The 18787-nt window shown below is 55.0% G+C and carries 16 protein-coding genes; 6 read left to right on the plus strand and 10 right to left on the minus strand.

The genetic code is table 11. The features are described 5' to 3' along the window. Positions 1-2 precede the first annotated feature (2 nt). The gene (locus tag MMW58_RS26865; protein ID WP_241722459.1) at positions 3-764 is read left to right on the plus strand and encodes an inositol monophosphatase family protein; all 762 of its coding nucleotides are present in this window, start codon (positions 3-5) and stop codon (positions 762-764) included. On the opposite strand, the gene MMW58_RS26870 is transcribed toward MMW58_RS26865, so the two are convergent. The 6 genes from MMW58_RS26870 to MMW58_RS26895 all read right to left on the minus strand — a co-directional run bounded on the left by MMW58_RS26870 (position 761) and on the right by MMW58_RS26895 (position 7659). After that, positions 761-1456 carry a fimbria/pilus periplasmic chaperone gene (locus MMW58_RS26870; RefSeq protein WP_133601232.1) on the minus strand — a complete coding sequence of 232 codons (696 nt, stop codon included), beginning with the start codon at positions 1454-1456 and terminating at the stop codon, positions 761-763. The two genes, MMW58_RS26865 and MMW58_RS26870, sit on opposite strands and share 4 nt — an antisense overlap. Beyond that, complete coding sequence (ecpD, locus tag MMW58_RS26875) at positions 1446-3038, minus strand: fimbrial adhesin EcpD (RefSeq protein WP_076947886.1); 1593 nt, start codon at positions 3036-3038, stop codon at positions 1446-1448. The genes MMW58_RS26870 and ecpD overlap by 11 nt, the downstream gene beginning before the upstream one ends. 40 nt (positions 3039-3078) lie before the next feature. After that, the gene (locus tag MMW58_RS26880; RefSeq protein ID WP_241722460.1) at positions 3079-5607 is read right to left on the minus strand and encodes a CS1-pili formation C-terminal domain-containing protein; all 2529 of its coding nucleotides are present in this window, start codon (positions 5605-5607) and stop codon (positions 3079-3081) included. 24 nt (positions 5608-5631) lie between these two features. Next, positions 5632-6300, minus strand: a complete 669-nt coding sequence (locus MMW58_RS26885; protein ID WP_041143617.1) for an EcpB family pilus assembly chaperone — start codon at positions 6298-6300, stop codon at positions 5632-5634. Positions 6301-6358: 58 nt separating this feature from the next. Then, entirely contained in the window at positions 6359-6943 is a 585-nt protein-coding gene (gene ecpA, locus MMW58_RS26890) for a common pilus major fimbrillin subunit EcpA (RefSeq protein ID WP_133601235.1), read from the minus strand. A gap of 140 nt (positions 6944-7083) precedes the next feature. Then, positions 7084-7659 carry a LuxR C-terminal-related transcriptional regulator gene (locus MMW58_RS26895; protein ID WP_133601236.1) on the minus strand — a complete coding sequence of 192 codons (576 nt, stop codon included), beginning with the start codon at positions 7657-7659 and terminating at the stop codon, positions 7084-7086. Between the two features lie 470 nt (positions 7660-8129). Between MMW58_RS26895 and MMW58_RS26900 the strand changes: the two genes are divergently transcribed. Then, positions 8130-9008 carry a winged helix-turn-helix domain-containing protein gene (locus MMW58_RS26900; RefSeq protein ID WP_241722461.1) on the plus strand — a complete coding sequence of 293 codons (879 nt, stop codon included), beginning with the start codon at positions 8130-8132 and terminating at the stop codon, positions 9006-9008. 21 nt (positions 9009-9029) lie between these two features. Then, positions 9030-9497: a hypothetical protein gene (locus MMW58_RS26905; protein WP_241722462.1), complete on the plus strand. Its 468-nt coding sequence runs from the start codon at positions 9030-9032 to the stop codon at positions 9495-9497. Between the two features lie 11 nt (positions 9498-9508). Here the strand turns inward: MMW58_RS26905 and iraM are convergent, their stop codons facing one another. Further along, the gene (gene iraM / locus MMW58_RS26910; RefSeq protein WP_133601238.1) at positions 9509-9859 is read right to left on the minus strand and encodes an anti-adapter protein IraM; all 351 of its coding nucleotides are present in this window, start codon (positions 9857-9859) and stop codon (positions 9509-9511) included. 441 nt (positions 9860-10300) lie between these two features. Further along, positions 10301-12724 (minus strand): outer membrane protein assembly factor BamA, encoded by a 2424-nt coding sequence (gene bamA, locus MMW58_RS26915; protein WP_241722463.1) that lies wholly within the window; start codon positions 12722-12724, stop codon positions 10301-10303. Between the two features lie 648 nt (positions 12725-13372). On the opposite strand from bamA, the gene MMW58_RS26920 reads away from it, so the two are divergent. After that, complete coding sequence (locus MMW58_RS26920) at positions 13373-13723, plus strand: helix-turn-helix transcriptional regulator (protein WP_115193780.1); 351 nt, start codon at positions 13373-13375, stop codon at positions 13721-13723. Positions 13724-13806: 83 nt separating this feature from the next. Beyond that, positions 13807-15357, plus strand: a complete 1551-nt coding sequence (locus MMW58_RS26925) for an MltF family protein (protein ID WP_241722464.1) — start codon at positions 13807-13809, stop codon at positions 15355-15357. Positions 15358-15426: 69 nt separating this feature from the next. On the opposite strand, the gene MMW58_RS26930 is transcribed toward MMW58_RS26925, so the two are convergent. Beyond that, complete coding sequence (locus MMW58_RS26930; protein WP_241722465.1) at positions 15427-16329, minus strand: AraC family transcriptional regulator; 903 nt, start codon at positions 16327-16329, stop codon at positions 15427-15429. Positions 16330-16535: 206 nt separating this feature from the next. Between MMW58_RS26930 and MMW58_RS26935 the strand changes: the two genes are divergently transcribed. Next, the gene (locus tag MMW58_RS26935) at positions 16536-17345 is read left to right on the plus strand and encodes an SDR family oxidoreductase (RefSeq protein WP_241722466.1); all 810 of its coding nucleotides are present in this window, start codon (positions 16536-16538) and stop codon (positions 17343-17345) included. Positions 17346-17385: 40 nt separating this feature from the next. On the opposite strand, the gene MMW58_RS26940 is transcribed toward MMW58_RS26935, so the two are convergent. Then, positions 17386-18729 (minus strand): carbohydrate porin, encoded by a 1344-nt coding sequence (locus MMW58_RS26940; protein WP_241722467.1) that lies wholly within the window; start codon positions 18727-18729, stop codon positions 17386-17388. Positions 18730-18787: the final 58 nt, after the last annotated feature.

Genomic DNA, 18787 nt, shown 5'->3' on the forward strand with positions numbered 1-18787 from the left:
CTATGACCGAAGAACAGCAGCAGTCGCTATGCAGTTTGATTCGCCAGTTGGGAACGCGCGCGCAGGAGCTGCGCGATGCGGGACTGCAGGTGGATAAAAAAGCACGCCAGGATTTTGTTTCCCAGGCCGACGTTTTCGTCGAGCAGGAGATCAAGGCCTGGCTGGAGGCCCATCGCCCGGAGGACGGTTTTCTCGGCGAAGAGAGCGGCCTGCGGGCCGGGAAGCAGGGAACCTGGGTCATTGATCCTATCGACGGCACCACCAACTATATTCTGGGCATGGATTACTGGTGTATTTCTCTGGCCTGGGTCAGCCAGGGCGTGCTGGAGCTGGGAATTATCTACGCCCCGGATCGCAACGAGTTTTTCTTTGCCCGCCGCGGCGAAGGCGCATTTCTCAACGATAAGCGCCTGGCGCTGCGCGAGCCGGACCCGGAAACGGTGGTGATTGGCATGGGGCGCTCCAGCCGGGCGCCTGCCGCAAACTACGCCCGCATGCTTGAGCGGGTGATTGACGCCGGTATGGAGTACCGCCGCTTTGGCGCCGGGGCGCTGATGCTGGCCCACGTCGCCGCCGGCCAGGTGCACGCCTATTATGAGGAGCATATGAACAGCTGGGATGCGCTGGCGGGTATCCTGCTGATCGTCGAAGCGGGCGGGACAAGCAGCGACTTTCTGGCCAACGACGGCCTGCTCAGCGGTAACCTGGTGCTGGCCGGCTGCCCCGAGGTTCAGTCGCGCCTGATGGCCATGACGGGCAGCTAACCGCCCGCCGATGGCGACGGGCAGTCGTTGGATATTTTGATAAATTGATCGTTGTAAATTATGTACTTGTCGCCAGGCTGGCGCAGCGCGGCCTGGCGCACCACGTCGCCTGGGCGTAGGTACCAGGCGTCGCCGTCCTCTTCCGTTGCCCCACATCCGGGCTTAATCAGCAGCTTAAACCAGGTGTTGCCGCTGTTGCTGACGGTGCCCGCCCGGCGGTCAAAGGCCCATTTAAAATCGACCTGACGCGGACGCACCGCCAGGATAGTCTCCACCACCACCACCGGGTCGATGCTCACCGCCGCCCCGGCGGTATTGCGCTCGACGCGGTTGCGGGTAGGGATTTCACGAAACGAGACCCGATAGTAGCGCTCGCGGTTGTCCTGCGGCCCGTGATAGTAGAACTTAAAATATTCCCCCTCCCCCGCCTGCAGGGTCAGCTGGCGCGGCGCAAAGAGCAGCTCGCCGTCCGCCGGGCGGGAGCGAACCTCTTTCCCGCCAGGACGGTCGATGCCGACCACCGAGACCTGATACAGGCGCGCGCTCTTGTTATTATTCAGCACCCGCTTGGCGGCAAAGCTCTCCTCCGCCCCCAGCGAGAAGGTCAGGTTACCGACCGATATGGCCTCTCCGACCGCCGGCAGGCAGAGGGCCAGCAGCCACGCCATCGCGCGTATCGTATTAGTTAACATTTCGCCACGTCGCCTGAACCCGAATTTCACCTGAAGCGCTCACTTCGCCGAACCAGCCGTCATCGTCGATCGTTTTCAGCGAGATCGCGTCATTCATCGGGATGGAGAACCTGACCGTGGTTTTATTCATCACTCCCGGATCGCCTGAAGCATCGTTCCACGGCGTGCTCATCCACAGCGCATCGGTCATGTCGCGCCAGCTATCGTCGCAGCCGGCATCGTAGGTTTTGTTGCCGCCGCTTTGCGTCGTGAAGGTCAGCGTCGCCGGGAAAGGGACTTTCGTCGTATTGTCCGCGGAGCTGAAGATGCAGTATGAACGCCCGCCGATGGTCTGCGCCGGGCCGTTAACCTTGATCAGCACCTCATCGGCGGCGGTCCTGCCGCTGGTGGTGACGATATAGCCAAAATCCAGCGAGGGCTTGCCCTGGCCGACGTAGCCCTCGCGGCTCGGCGCGCTGGTGTACTCGTCGGAAATAATGCTGATGCTGAAATCACGCGGCTTGATAACCAGCGAGTTGGAGGTAGAAAACTCATACCAGCCGGACTCCGGCGACGTAATGTTCTGGAAGCGGAAGTTAAACAAATCTTTGGTATTAATATCGCTGATCCCCAGCGCGACCATCTGCTTAAAGAAGTTATTCGAGAAGAAGATGTAAATGGAGTCAGAGGACTTCATCTCATTGAAATTGTAATAGTAGGAGATGCCGCTCACCGGCTTCCACGAATTGCCGTTGAGGCTGAACTGCATATCATAGATGCCCACCGCGGAGACCAGCGACGAATTGCTGATGGCGGGGAAAATATGGATAGAGGTATTGCTCAGACCGTTGTTTTCCAGAGCATAGTTAACCATCTTGCAGCTCAGGCCGGAGCGGGTGCCGATGGTTTGGGCATGGCAGTTGGTGCTCCCCTCTCCGAGCGTCGGCACTCCGTCGGTGTTGATAAACACCTCGGTAAGGGAGTGGGTATTGAGCAGCCTTAAGTTGGCGGCCTTGGTATGGGTGACCTTGCGGGTATACCAGCTCCCCGAAGCCTGATCCCTGCAGCGCGCCCCGCTGCTGGCATCGTACTTAACGGACGTCTGGCAGCCGTTGATGGTCATCGAGAAGCTGCCGCCTACCGGCATCTGTTGGAGATACTGATAGAAGGCGTCGGATAGCATCCCGTGCATCCATTTAGCCCCGCCGGAGGTCACCGTCACGCCGTAGAAACCGCTCGCATCCAGCGCCGGCGCCTGAATCAGGCTGGTTGCCATATCGCAGCCAACGTACCAGTTTATACAGCGCAGGCCGCTCAGCGGGTTGGATACCGGCGAGTTCTCCAGCCACATGTCGAACTGCCAGTTGGCGTTCAGCACCGTGTTGTAGCCGTTATCGATATAGCCCAGGCTCTGCTGATAGATAGTGCCGGTACCGGTATACTTCAGCCCGGTCCAGCGGCTGCCGCCGGTCAGGCGCGGGTCGAGCGCGCCGCCGGGGGTGACGAAGTAGTTATCGTCAGAGTTGTTTTCCACAAACACATACTGCATCGCCGCCGCGTCGGGCCAGTTCGTTTTGGTCACCGCCGCAGAGGCCCGCGTCATTGCGCCCAGGGCGAGCACAATCGCCAATAGCGCACCCCATTTAGCCTTCATAGTTCTCTCCCGTCGCCAGGTTGCTGGCGTAGGTTTTCAAGCCGTTACAGGTCACATCGCCGACCCATACCGCCCCGCGCGCTTTGTTAATCTCAAGCTCCACTTCGCAGCGCTGGTTGTTGCCGTAGCTGAAGTCGATGGTCGGGAATTTTTTATCTACATCCATCACAAACTCGCCTTTGTCATCGGTGCGGGTACGCCCGATGTGGTTATTAATGTGCGCATTGGCCAGCAGCGTGCCGTCTTCGGCGCGAATACGCCCGGAGACGGTCACCATCTGCTTCACTTCCGGCTCGATCACCGCCACGTTGCCCGGATAGAGCGTCAGACGGCTTTTGCGGCTGCTGACGATGTCGTAGCTGTCGATCGAGTTTTTGCTGTTCTGCAGCTCGACTTCGTAGCGGCTGTAGGGCGAGAGCGGCAGATAGCTGCGTTTGCCCGAGAGCTGGAATACCCGGCCGTTTACCCTGGCGCTGAGCCTGCCGTCATCTTCAAGACCGGTATTAAAAATCACCCCGGCGTTACCGTCGGTACGCCCGCTGGCGGCAATATTTGTCCCCTGCCAGCCCACGCTGCCGCTGGCGGTGAGGTTGGTATTCACGTAGCCGTCGGTGCCGCTGTTCACGTTCAGCGTCCCGCTGGAGTAGCGGGTATCGAACTGGGCATAGGCGCCGCCGCTCAGGGTTTTGTCATCCCCGGTGTCGCCGGAGATGGCCCGGGAGATATTGGCGCCGACGGTGCGAATGGTGCTCCCTTCCTCAAACTGCTTGCGCGCCGCCAGGTTGGCCATGGTGTAGCCGTTCTGGTGGGTCATCCCGGCGCTAAACCAGTTGCCGAGCGGCAGAGAAAAGTCGAGCGCGATATATTTCCCGGTGCTGGCGCTGCTGTCGCCGTTGTTAAAGCGCTGGATCCCGGCGCGCAGGCCCAGCGAACCGTAGGCGTTGCTGTAGAGGGTCTGATAGTAATCCGCGGTGTAGTAGTGGCTGCTATAGCGGCGATCGTCGTTATAGCTGATGCTGAAGGTGCCCAGCTTTGACCACAGCGGGCTGAGGTTCAACGTCCCGCCAATCGCCCGGTTATCGGCGTCGCTGCGCCGCAGCCTGTCGCCGATTATGGTCTTTTCCTGGTTGACCCAAACCGAGCTAAAGCCGCCGGGCAGCGTGGCGCTGACGCTGCCGATACTGCTCCACGAGCTGTCGCTGGCCAGCATGTTTTGCAGGTTCACGTTGATAGATTGCGTCAGCGGCAGGGTCAGCCGGGTCTCGCCGACGGCGTTGTTATCGTAGCCGTAGCCGGTTGCGGCCCAGCTGAAGGCGCCCAGCGAGCCCGTTGCCGAAGCCCCGGCCAGCCAGCTCTCTTTGGCGGGGAGCGTCTTTTTGCCGCCCTCTGACCAGCGGTCCATATGGAAGCTTCCGCCCCAGACCTGCCAGGCCAAAGGCGCGCCGGCGCCGCGTCCCCGGGTGAACAGCTTGTTCACCCGCTGGGTGCGCTTGCTGACCACCCGGCCGTTGACGACAACTTCAACATTCACGTCGTAAATCCCGTACGGCAGGCCGCGGGTATCAACCTCATGGTTGCCCATCGTGAAGTTCTGCACGCTCAGCAGGCGGCCGTCGCGCGACAGATGCACCTCACCGGCGGAAGGCAGGAACGCGATAACCGGCGTCGCCGACTGGGAGTTATCAAAGACCGTCGAGCTGGCCTGGTTGCCCCAGGAGGCGCCGTAAATTTTGCCTGCCGAAATAGCGGTCATCGGCCCGAGGGACTGCAGGTTCCACGTATCGAGCATTCCGCCTGCAAAGCGGTGGCCGGCGAAGTCACGCTCGTACATCACCTTATAGATCTCGCTGTCCTGATTGCTGGTTCCGGCGCCGTAGAGCGAGCCGTCGAGCACCAGATGATGCTCGCGCAGGGAGGTAACATTGTTCATCGACAGATAGCTGGAGGTGCTATTCCCCGCGTTGCGCATCTGGTTGTTATAGACGCCGAGGTTATAGTTCAGGGTGCTGCTGAGAGCGTTAACGCTGGACTGGCCGATATCTTCGCTGCGCGATCGCAGCACGGTGCCCAGGGCCTCTTTTTTCACCACCAGCTGGAGCAGAAGCTGGCGCAGGCTGAGCTGCAGCTGCGCGTCGGCGGAGATCTTAATGCGCAGGTCGCTGTCGAAGGATTCGTTCGCCAGGGAGGCGAGCGTCTGCCGGGTTTGGGCGCTCACGGTCGCATTATTATCGCTCTCTTCCAGGCGGATCTGGCGCACGCGCAGCACGCCGCCATCCAGCCAGATAAAGGCGCTGCCGAGGCGCTGATCGTCCCCGTTTCCCGCACTGCCTTCCAGATGAATAAAGAGTGGGATGCTCATCCCGTCCTGCAGGGCCTGGCTAAACGCCTGGGGAATAATTACGCCGCCGATTTGCGGTATCTGTTCCGGCGCCGCGCTGACGCTGAGCGGAACAGAAAAAATAACCATACCGTAGGCCAGGAGCGCTTTCAGCTCCGGGGAAATCCGTAGTCGCGGCATAACCTTATCCCGTCAGCACAATTGTTATTTTACGGGAACAAACTGCTCGCCCTGCCAGAGCGCGACCCGTCCTTTTTTATCGGCAACGTTGACGCGCGTGAATCGGCGCTCTTTACCGGGCATGAGGTAATAATTTTCTTTGCACTCTTTGCCATCCGCCGCCTTGAGGCATGGGCCGTAGGCGAGAATGCGCAGCGTGGCGTTTCCGCTGTTCACCAGCGTGCCGTTGGCGTACTGATAGCGGTAGTTCACCTTGCGGGGCGCCACGACCAAAATGGTGCCAATACGGGCGGATGCCGTCGCCACCGCGCTGCGGGCTGCGCCATTGCGCTGGGCGTCGCTTAGCGCCTGATCGAACCAGACGATGCGGTAATAGCGCTCTTTGTCATCCGTCGGGCCTTTGTAGAAAAAGCGAATAACATCGCTGCTTTTCGCCGGCAGCAGCAGGCTGGCAGGCGTGAGCAAAACTTCGTCCTGGCTCTCCATCGCAATGACGTTACCGCCATCGAGCGGCGAGGAGAGGCGCTCCATATGGATATTGATCAGGCGTCCACTGTCGGTGGTATTTTTTATCTCTTTGCTGAGCACGCTGCTGTCGCTGTTCATAAACGAGGAGATATCGCCAACGTCCAGCGCCCGGGCCGGCATGATTGCGCAGAAACAGAGGCCAATAGCCAGAATGTGGTTTTTCATGGGAATTCAATCCGTGAAAGAAAGCAGGGGGAAGCCCCTGCTTTGTGCTACAGGGAAATCAGCTGGTCCAGGTCGCGTCGAACTGTACGCTGACGTCGCCGCTCCAGATCCCTTCCGGCAGCGAGCTGTAATCCGTTACAGCCGTGGTACCGTCGGTGGTGCCGCTAACGATAGAGAAGTTGAAGCCATCCTGAGCGGTGGTACGGCCGGCCTGGTCGTAGCCGTTAGCCAGCGCGCTGAGGTTGCCGCCCAGCTTGCCGCTAGCGGTATCGATCATGATGGTGTCAGCCGATTTTTCTACGGACTCGCCGTTGTAATCAACGCCAACGCTCAGCGTAGAACCAGAGGTGTCCAGCTGAGTCAGGGTATTGGTGATCAGACGGGAAGTCAGTTTAAAGGCCGTTGCGGTAGCATCGCCTTCAATCGCAACATCAAACAGGCCTTTCTGCGAGTTAAAGCCTTTGATCCCTTCAGCGTACTGGAACGCCAGGCTGCCAAGCGGAGTGACAACCAGCTTGCTGGTGGTATCTTTTTTAGCGGTTGCTGACCAGGTCGCCACTGCCTGAGCCGTAACATCAGCGGCCTGAACAGCGCCAACACAGAGAGTAGTCATCAGAGCTGCTGCCAACATTTTCAATTTCATATTTATCACCTGATAAAGATAAGAGGCTTTTTATGGCCCGTACTGTTCCATAGTTCTTTATGGAATGATCGCCTTTAAGAACCCTGAGTCCTTAAAAACAAATGCCTTAATAAATCGACAGAATGCGCTTCGGCGGCAGATTAAATAAGCCGCAGGCCGTTCTTTGATGCCGGCAGAATAAAACGCATCAGGGCCAACATCGTGATATTGTTATTATTGAGCAAACCAACTTTATTGCTGGTATTGCTTTTATGTAAACTGACCGTTTTAATGCTTAAGCCGAGCGTTTGCGAAATGTCATTAATTAAATTACCAATAATCATTAAGGACATTATTTTCTCTTCGCGCGGAGTCAGGCTTCGCTTTCTGATTTTATACTTTTTAAGCTTAAACATGTTCTCTACCGCCTTGACGCTGGCATTGGCCGAGAGAAAATAAATATCATTAATGTCCGAAACGTCGCTAACAAATTTTGCATCCGGAGCGACAACAACTTTCGCCTGGCTGTTAGACAGATAGTATCGGTAGAAACATAATATATGATCTAAATGTGCAAAATGGATAATCACATAGTCGTCAGCGCTCAGCGCCGCACACTGCCTGCGGGCCAACTCGCTATCAAAACTGCCGGCACAACCGATATAACAGAAGTCATCGGCCATATGGCTCAGGCCTTGTATAAAGAAATAATTATCAGTTACAATCAGTACAGCCATAATAACCAGCCTCTGTTCCATTGGGCCACCGGTCCGGAAAAAACACCTCCACGATGCCTTCGCTACTGATTATGACGAGGTGCGTAACAACAACCCGGCACGCCCCTGCCATTCATTAACATTGTTATCGCAGAACAACCACATCCTTTTATTAAGCTTGTTACGTCACGGCCGCAACATTTTGTGCAGCAATAATAATCGTAGTGCTCATATTTTATTACTCATAAAGTTATGAAGCGTAAAGAAATCACATTTGTTGATTTTATGTAAAATCATAACTCACTGAAATTACTGAGATAAACACATAAAAATTAACAAACAGAAGCCTTTTTACAACAAACATCTTATTGGATTAAGATAATTCTTAGTTATGAATGAATGCCGGGAGTAAGCTTTAATGCTAGTATCTCAATATCAAATCTTAGGCAAACTTTATTAGCGGTAACTATTCTCACGATAAGACACGATATATGGAAACTATTTACGTTATCGAGAACACGCTCAGGTTCAATCCTACGGCGCATACTCTCCATTCTATAGAAAGCAATGAGCGTATCACTCTGGCAATACCGGCAAGCCTTTGCTTTATTTTATTAATTAAAAACCACGGCAGAATAGTCACTCAGGCAGAGCTGTTGCATAATGCCTGGGGAGAAAGAGGGATGAACGTTACGCCAAATACTCTACACCAAAACATCTCCCTGCTGCGTAAATCATTAAATCGCCTGCACGTTAACGGCAGCATAATTCAAACGATCCCGAAACGGGGATTTATGATTGCCGACGACACCACCATTTTGGCCCGGCATATTGAAAGCGACCCGGGGTCCGAAAACGATAGTGGACCGAACGTTGAAGAAAATGTTAATAACCCGCATCAACCTCCGGCAGTAGAAAGTATCGCACCGCAGCAGCCAGACCCGGAACCGCCCAGGGATAACCTGTCGACGTCGCCGCCGGTGAACGAAGACCAGTTCACCCAGCGGATGCTTTCCGGCCTCAGGTTCGCTGGCAGTGAAAAAGGAACCTGTAGAGTTGCGGGTTTCGCCAGCCTGCTGGCGATCGTTCTGTTGGTCTATGTTTATTATTTTCCGCAGACCAGCGCGCCTTTCTCCTCTTACACCGAGCTGGCCGCGCCAGGTACCTGCAAGGTGTTTCGTAATGATGATTTAAGATTTGATGAATTTTTTATTAACTTTATGCAGGAGAAGCATATCAGCTGTTCCGATGGCCACACGGTATATATTACCAACCACTATCCGTCGAGCAGAACGTCGCTGATCGTTTGTCGCTATCCGATCACATCAAGCAAGAAATCATTCTGTACCTCCTCCTACTACTTAAAATAAAAGATAATATCGGCATATAAAATGAAGAAAATAATAACTCTCATCATCATTATTCTTATGATCGGCGGTGCTGTATATTACACTCACTTCCGCGAAGAGGATGATAGTATTGACTGTACGTCGGCCTTTTCGATTATCAATGATGACGAAGCCTTCTCGTTTTCAGTTACATTCTTCACTAAAAATGGCAATGGTCTAATGACCTTTACCGGCAATTCCGGAAATAATCAGGATAACATCAGCATTCGCAAATATTTCTCCTATACTAAAAACAAGAGCGATATTTTTATTTTTAAAAATAATGATTCCAACATGCGAACCAGTTCACCAGCATTCTCCGAAAAGTTCGATGACATTCTCCCACCGTTCTTTACTGAAATGAGCAAGGAAGATAACTTCATTATTAAAATAATCAAGATAAAAGCTGGCTCGTGGGTATTTATGTCGACAAACACGCCCTATTTTGTCTGTGAAAACACCCGTTCTTAACAGCCACTAGCTTAGCATAAAGCGTGGCGATGATAGCTGCCGGGGCATCGCTTAATGACGCAGTGCGGCTGGTAGCAGCACCCCTCTGCGGTGGTTGCGCTAAAGTCATGGGGGCAGGATGGCCGCTCTCTCAGCGACTCCCACTGCGTATCGCTATAGGTTGCAATATTGTAAACCTTAAAGAAATGATATTGATTATTTATCAGAACTTTAGATGAATACAGCTTCATTGATTCACCGGGAATCAACAGAATGTCCGCTTCATACCAGATGATAAACTTTAAAAAACGCAGCCCGCAGATACTGGAGAACGCGACGCCAGAATGCGGGCATATGATTGTATTAAGCACCGTCCATTTCATGTTTCATCCTTGTATCTCTGGCCAGCAATCATGACTTCAGAAATAGCAAATATTATAATTAACCGCAAGTCCTCAGCGCAATAATGTGATATGGGACAGCCATCGACCATATCCGTTCTAGCTATTTAGAAGTAATCGCCATAATATTTAATACGTATATTTCGCTCCTGAAAATACATATTTATATGTAAAGTCAAAAAAGCATAAAATAGCCCTGCATAACTTTACAAAAAAATATCGACGCGGAATTCAGATTAAACAACGACATAACGGCAAAATAGACTATTTTGCCGTCCATGCTCACGCTTCCCCCTGGCGGACAGCTCGCCGCCGGGGGTTATGGGAGTAGAAAGGCCTCGGCGCCCACGGCGTGAATGATAGATATCAAAGCGTCATCTCTCACGCGGCGACGCGGCGGTAATAGCGCGCTCTTGCCCCCGCTTACCAGGTTTTGCCGATATTAAACTGAAACTGCTCGGCCTTATCGCCATCGTACTTTTTAAAGGGCTCAGCCCAGGAGAAGACCAGCGGCCCCAGCGGCGACATCCACTGTACCGCAATCCCCGCCGACATTCGGATATGCAGCGGGTCGCTATAGTCCGGGATCCCCGCCGCCAGGGTTTGGGCGTTATTCTGCCACGAGGTGCTCCATACCGTGCCCGCATCAACAAAGAGCGAGGTCCGCAAACTGTCGGCATATTTGTCGCTAATAAACGGCGTAGGAATAATAAACTCGCTGTTCAGTACCGCCATCGCATTTCCTCCAACCGCGTCGGAAGAGCTCTCCAGCGGGCAGCCGCTATAGCTGCTTTCAGAGCCATTACAGCGATAGTAGGCCGCCTTCGGGCCGATAGTATTGGAAGAGAAGCCGCGCACCGATGACGATCCCCCGGCGTAGAAATTATCGTAAAAGGGCACCGTGCTCCCCTGCAGGCCGCCGGCATAGCCCGCTTTCAGATGCTCCATCCATACCCAGCTTTGGCCTTCATTTAGCGGCACATACTGGGTGCTATCAAGGGTGAGCTTGTAATAGCGGTTATCCGATCCCGGGACGGTCACTTTGCCGCTCAGGCTGCTTTTATTGCCGGAGCGGGGGAAAAATCCGCGATCGAGATCGTTATAGCTCCATCCGAGGCTGACAAAAAAATCGTTGGCGCTGTATTCCGCCCCGCTGTCGCCATCTTTGGTCACCACCTGCGGATAAATGCCTCGTGAGTTAAGGTAATTCCAGGTCGTGAGCTCCGGATCCATATTGGTCAGGCGGTTGTGGACATAATCAACGCCCAGATTCAGCGAATTATTTTCGCTAATCGGGAAGCCGAGATTGCTGCCAAGTCCGTAGCTTTGCTGGTTGTAGCTGCCGGAGTCGGCATCGGAGGCGTCGTAGCTGTTATAGAAAATCTTGCCGCCGAGGCTTACGCCGTCGACGGTGAAATAGGGGTTAGTCGCGCCGAGCTCAACGTAGGACTGATAGCTATTGCGGGTGCCGTTAAAGCTGACGCTGTTGCCGGTGCCCAGCCAGTTATCCTGGGTCACTCCCAGCTGGTAGCTGACGCCGCTATCGGTACCAAAGCCCAGGCCAACGTTAAATGAGCCGGTATTGCGCTCTTTCACCTTATAGACGACGTCAACCTGGTCCTGGCTGCCGGCAACCGGGGTTATCTCTTTATCAACGCTCTCGAAATAGCCCGTGCGGTCAAGACGCTCTTTTCCCTGCTGCACCTTTTCATCGTTGAGCCACGCGCCCTCCATTTGCCGCATTTCGCGGCGTAAAACGGCATCGCGCGAGGTATCGTTGCCGATAAAACGAATCTGGCGTACGGAGTAGCGGCGCCCGGCATCGACGCTAATGCGCAGCGTGGCGCTTTTCTGCCGATCGTCAATTTCGGCGTGCGTCGTCACCTGCGGCCAGGCATAGCCATATTTACCGAAGCGCTTTTTAATCGCATTTTCGACGGCGGTAATCTCGGCTCCGCTATACCACCTGCCGGACAGCGGCTGGGCCAGCGCCTCAATTTCCTGGCCATGCGTGGCCATCTCACCCGCCACCACGGTGCGGCTGACCTTGTAGCGTTCTCCCTCTGCAAGGTCGATCGTAAGATAGAGCGATTTTTTATCCGGGGTAATACTGACCTGGCTGGAATTAATGGCAAAACGCGCATAGCCGCGATCGAGATAATAGCTGCGCAGCGTTTCAAGATCCGCCGCCATTTTTTGTTTTTGATATTTTTTATCACCGATAACGTTCCACCACGGAACCCGGTCGCGGAGCTGAAGCTGGTCGAGCAGCGTTTCTTCGCTAAACGCTTTATTGCCAATAATATTAATCTGGGCAATGGTTGCCGACTTCCCTTCCTGAAAGACAAATTTTAAATCCACGCGGTTGCGCGGCAGCGGCGTCACCACCGCATGGACCGTGGCGCTATATTTTCCGACGCTGTAATAGAAATCCTGCAACCCCTTTTCTATTTCGCTGAGGGCGTTACGATCCAGCGCGCTACCCGCATCAACGCCGCTGGCGGTGAGGTTCTCTTTCAACATCTCGTCCTTCACCGATTTATTGCCGGCGAAGCTGATACTGGCAATAGTCGGGCGCTCTTTAACCTGCACCACCAGCGCACGGCCATCGCGCAGGATCTGCACGCTCTCAAAGTTGCCGCTGGCGTACAGGCCGCGTATCGCGTCGCTGATATCGTCGTTCGAGACCTCTTCTCCCGGATGAACGGGCATGTTCAACAGTGCTGCTCCTACGGTAACGCGCTGCAGGCCATCAAAGCGAATATCATTAATCGTGTACGAAGTCGCGGCATAAAGCGTTAAGGGTGAAATCAATAATCCGGCAATGATATTTGTTTTCTTTAGCATGGGCGTTTTATTTAAGAGAGATTTAGAAATAGCAGGAGTCTGCTGGGATTAACCTAAGCGAGGCGCAGAATTGCACTTAATTATGGTGAAACAATGGAGAAAAAATGGATCTTAAAGAACCGTAAATAAAAAAATTTATCGCCGGAACTTGAGCCTGTTTTTTCTGTCTGAGAGGGTCGAGAAGTAATATATAGCGTATTTTTAATTAATTAAAAAAACAAAAAGCCCCCTTTCGCATTGGTTGAAAGGGGGAAAGATCTTGTTAGGAATGATGCTCTCTGGGGTTGACCAGGAACACGCAAAAGTTAGCTTAAAATACCGCAGATAAAATGAAGAGATATTGAAAAAATTATGCAGAGAGACCATCACGTATGCGCAAAATATATCTGCAGGGATATTAATCCAGATTCTTCATATTTTCCTCAAAATGACAGGATATGGTCGCAGAGGCTTATGGGAGCATCATCGAAAGCCGATTGCGATATCTAAAAGCAAAGTAGTGGCGCCTTGCCAGGGACGGTAAGGCATTTTCCCGCGGCGGCGCTGGACACCGAGGCCCGGCAGAGAGCCATGCCGGGCGGCAACCTGACCGTGACGCACCCTCTGCCCGCGCCATGAAGCGACGGGCAGCATCGTTCTGGAACCGGCATGAATCAGCGTAAAAATGGGATCCAACAGGCCGTGCTGCACGAACTGGTGCGCTGGATAAAAAATAATCTTGAGAAAAAACTCACCGTCAATGCGCTAAGCGTTTTTTCCGGCTATTCAGAGTGGCACCTGTTTCGCCTCTTCCAGCAATACTTCCAGATGTCACCGATGGAATTCATCAGGCGGCAGCGGATGCTGCTGTGCCGGGATTTGCTGCAGATAAAGCCGGCCTTTCGCATCGTCGATATCTGCATCATGGCCGGCTATGAGGACATCAGCGCATTTAACCGGACCTTTAAAAAATACTATTCGGTCACGCCCAGCCAGTTCCGTAAAATTTCAGCGGCATAAAATCACAGTCCAGGCGCCTGGCCGACACGCTAACCCGGCAGAGTTGACTAAAATAAAAGGATGTCCCTGCGGAGCACCGCGCCATGAACATCCTCTGTTTGCCGCGATTATTTATCGCCTGGTCTACCTGCCTCCTCGCGATGCTGTTGGTTGGCTCCGTTTATGCCGCTTCCGCTGAGAAAAAACCGCCGGCGCCCGAGCCACGGGAGACCCTGGAGGTCAATACCGAAGAGATGCTAAAACCCTGGCAGGGGGATCTCTCCGGCATGCTCGACCGGCGGACCATCCGGGTTTTGACCACCTACAGCAAAACCTTTTTCTTTATCGATAAGGGCACCCAGCGCGGCGCCACCCACGACATTTTCATGGAGTACGAGCGCGACCTGAATCGTCAGCTGATGAAGGAGAAAAAGCTCCGGCACCGTCATCTCAAGGTGCGGATCGTTTTCGTTCCGGTGGCGCGCGACCAGCTGATCGAGGCGCTCAATGCCGGTAAGGGAGATATCGTCGCCGCGAACCTCACCATCACCCCCGAACGCCAGCAGCAGGTCGCCTTCAGCGCGCCGATTTATACCCGCGTTCAGGAGCTGCTGCTTTCGGGGCCGGGCTCTCCCGCGGTCGCCGACATCGACCAGCTTTCGGGCAAGACGGTGTTCGTGCGCCGCTCCTCAAGCTATTACCAGAGTCTGATCGCGCTAAACGCGCGCTTTATCAAAGAGTCGCGCCAGCCGGTGATCGTTGATGCCGCTCCGGAATCGCTTGAGGATGAGGACCTGATTGAGATGCTCAACGCCGGCCTTATCCCCCTGACCGTTGTCGATCGCCATAAGGCGCTGTTCTGGAAACAGGTATTCCCTAAAATCGAGGTACACCAGAATATCGTCCTGCGCGACGATGGCAGCATCGCCTGGGCGGTGCGCAAAGATAGCCCCCAGCTGCTCGCTTCGCTTAATCAGTTTGTGAAGACGAATAGCCAGGGCAGCAGGCTGGGGAATACCATCCTGCTGCGCTACCTGAAAGACGCTAAATATGTCAAAAATGCGGCGGCGAAAAAGGAGCGGCAGAAATTTTTAGCGATGGTGGAGATCTTCCGTAAGTACGGCGATCGCTATGACGTCGACTGGCTGCTGATGGCGGCCCAGGGCTATCAGGAGTCGCGCCTCAATCAGTCGGTGCGCAGCCACGTCGGGGCGATAGGTGTGATGCAGGTTATGCCGCGCACCGGTAAGGAGCTGAAGGTCGGTGATATCAGCAAGCTCGATCCCAACATCCACGCCGGGGTGAAGTATATGCACTGGATGATAGACCAGTACTACGGCGACGAGCCGATGACCCAGCTCGATAAGGCGCTGTTCTCCTTCGCCTCCTACAATGCCGGACCGGCGAGGATCGCCCGCCTGCGGGCTGAAACCAAAAAGCGCGGCTTTGACCCTAATATCTGGTTTGGTAACGTGGAGTACCTGGCCGCGGAGAAAATCGGCTCCGAGACCGTCACCTATGTCAGCAATATCTATAAGTACTACATCGCCTATCGGCTGATTATCGATGAGATGACGCGCAAGCAGAAGGCCACCGCCGACGCCCGGCGCGAGGAGACGCCGCTCAAGACGGGCGACGTCCCGGCGGCGCAGTAAGGCCGAACGGCGCGGTTTTCGTCAGCCGGGAGGCGGTCTGAGATCGGCTTCCTTCTCTCTCAATCTCGGCTACGATTCGCCCTGCTGAAGCAGCGCCGTGCGCATGTGCGCCACATCGCGCTTCGGCGGCGCGCCGAACATACGGGCATACTCCCGGCTGAACTGGGACGGACTCTCATAGCCGACGGAAAAGGCCGCGCGCTCGACATTCATATTTTCCAGAAACATCAGCCTGCGGGCCTCAAGCAGTCGGAGCTGCTTCTGATACTGAATCGGTGACAGGGAGGTGAGCGCCTTAAAGTGGCGGTGAAACGCTGAGGGGCTCATCCGCGCGCGTTCTGCCAGCTCGTCGAGCCGCATGGCATGACGGAAGTTCATTCTGAGGTGGTGCATTGCGGCGATAACGCTTTGCGATGGGTTAGCCAAAGCCAGGCGCGCGATTTCGCCGCCTTTTGGGCCGGCCAGCAGCCAATAGCACATCTCCCGCATGATGAGCGGGTAAAGCGTTGGAATGGCCCGCGGAGTATCCAGCAGGGCGACCAGCCGCAGCGCGCAGTTGGCCAACGGCCCTTCGATGTCCGCGACAAACACCCCGCAGCCCGGCTCGCCGACGGGCGCCGGCGGATCGTCAAGCTCTTCGACAACGCTGCGGATGACCCCAAGATCCAGCTCAAGGGCGAGAACTAAACAAGGCTTACCCGGGCTGGCCTCAAAAACCCGCCCCACGGACGGAGTTTCGACCCCCACCACCAGCGCCTGGCCGGTTTTATACTCCAGCTGGCGGGTTCCAAAGGTTGCCCATTTGGCGCCTTGCGCAACGATACATATGGCCGGACGCGTGATGATGTGCACGGGCGGCTTTGGGCGATCGGATCGCAAAATTGCCATGCCTTCGATCGCCGTCGGGATAATCCCCTCCCCGGCCATTCGCCCGGAGTAGCGCAGAAGTGCCGCGGCTAATAAATCGATCATTGCTCCGCCTGCTGCGTTGAATAAAAACTAAAAATTACCCTTTCAGCTGGGATCGGGCAAGAATTTGACCATTTTTGGCATTCACGCCCGGGGCCCGGCTCCCTATGCTGCAAACAAGAGGCTGGCACGCAGAAGCCCGGCTACCGCGCACGCTGGCCTCGGTGAAAAAGCGGCATGCGGGCTATATGGGAATATGGAGAAGCGCTGTGAATTTATCAGGTAACACAATACTTATCACCGGTGGGACCAGCGGGATAGGCCTCGCCCTTGCAAGAGCGCTGCTGGCCCGGGGCAACACCGTGCTGGTAACCGGTAGAGCGGAAGAGAGGCTTGCGGACGCCCGCAGGTCGGCGCCCGGTCTGCATACGTTTGTTTGCGATCAAAACGATCCGGCTTCGATTAAGCGTCTCTGCTTTGTCGTTACGCGAGACTTCCCGCAGGTTAATATTCTGATCAACAACGCCGGCATTGGCCGCAGGCTCGATCTGAACGATACTCGCGGCGATCTGGAAGATCTGGAAGATCTGGAAACAGAGATACGCACGAACCTTATCGGTCCCCTGCAGCTGATCGGGCAGCTTCTTCCGCACCTGAAACAGCAGGGCTCCGCCACCATCATCAACGTGACGTCTGGCCTGGCGTTCATTCCTCTCCCCCTGAAGCCGATCTACTGCGCGACCAAGGCCGCAATGCACTCCTACACCCAGTCGCTTCGGGTGCAGCTCAGGCAATCGAACATCAAGGTTATCGAGCTGGCGCCACCCGCAACGAGAACAAATTTCAACAAGGGGCAGGAGGAGATGAACACCGCCCGCCTCATGGACGTAGACAAGCTTGCCCAGGCTGCTCTTCGCGATCTGGAGCGCGATCGCGAGGAAATTCTGCCCGGAATGGCCTGGCTCCTTCGCTTGATCGGACGGCTCAACCCGCGCGCGACGCTGAGGCGCGCGGAGGCCGAAGAGATGGGCCGTCGCGCCCGCTCGTTGCCGTCCAGGCCTCCGCAGCAGCCGCGCTGACGACTGCGGCCCGGGAAATCCTCCCGGGCCGTTTTCCCTATCAGAAGAAGTATTTGAAACGCACCCGCGCGCCGTAGCGTTCATCGGTATTGCCGGTTTTGGCTGCCGACGAGTCCAGCCACGACGCGTAGGCCCCGAGGTAGATATTAAAGTTCGGCATATCCATGATATTCGGCAGCTGCCACGAGGTATGAAGGGTGTGAATGTCATAGCGTCCCGGCGCCAGAATCGCGCAGTCGCCGTCGCACTCCGCGCTCACGCCGGACATATTGAACTGGTCGATTTTGTTGTGCGCGTAGATATAGCCTAGCTCCACGCGATGCCATAGCGCATTAATACCGGCGCTAAAGTCCTTTTCGTCCGCCGCATCCAGATAGGCGCTGCTCAGATTGACCACCGCCCCATCCTGCGGATCGGCCTTCTGCGTATTCCAGCTGAGGGTCATACCGTAGCCGGTACGGCTGGACTGATCGACCCAGCGCCCCTCCTGGTTCTGGTAACCGTAGGCGTTATTCACGAGGTTGCTCTCCAGCGCCGCCGCGACCGACCAGGCGCCGGAACGCCACGCCGCCACCGGACGGACGTAAACCGCGTTTTTCCGATTATCCAGCGCATTGCCGTGATAGCTCTGGTCAACAAACAGCGAGCTGCCGTCCTCCACCAGCGTATTGACCTCAAAATACCAGTTATCGAGGGTTTTACTGAGCAGGAAGTTACCGCCGCTGCTGCTGCGCCCGCGCCCTTCTTTCATCATGTAGATATAGCCGTAGCCGTCGCTGTACAGGTCGTTGGCCGTGTTGCCGGAATATTCAATAAACGTATCCTGATTAAGCGGGAACATATCGTAGGCTTCGAAGCGACCAATTTTAATTTTCCAGTCATCCTCCTGACCAAAGAAGAACGCCGCGTCATCAAGATTCATTTTGCCGTTCATATCCGCCAGCGGCTGCACGCTAAACCCGGCGTATTTACCGTTAGCGCCTTTCCGCAACCCATCAAAGCCCAGAAGAATTCGTCCGTTAATATCCCAGCGCTCTTTATCTCCCGGAGCCCAGTTTTTATTGGCGCTGGTTTTTATCGAGGTCAGGCTGCCGGTGCGGCTGGCGCCGTCCATATTAAACTCAACGTCGCCGTAGAATTTGATATCGCCATAATCATTAAGCTGTAACGCGGGTTTGGCCGGCGCGGCGCTGGCGACCGCCGCCGGCGTATCCTGACGTTTTAACTCGTCGATCTCCGCCTCCGCGCTGGCCGCCCGCTGCTCGGTCGCCTTCAGCCGTTGTTCCATTTGTGCCAGACGCTCCTCAAGGGATAACGGCGCCTGCGCATTGACCACAGGGGTAAATAAAGACGTCAAAAAACAGCCGACCCAGAATTTATTCATCGGTAGAGCCTTTTATTATTTAATTAAATAGAGTTTATTTTTAGGGTTTATGAATAAA

The sequence above is a fragment of the Klebsiella sp. HC6 genome (assembly GCF_022605325.1).
In the GTDB taxonomy this organism is placed as follows: domain Bacteria; phylum Pseudomonadota; class Gammaproteobacteria; order Enterobacterales; family Enterobacteriaceae; genus Klebsiella; species Klebsiella terrigena.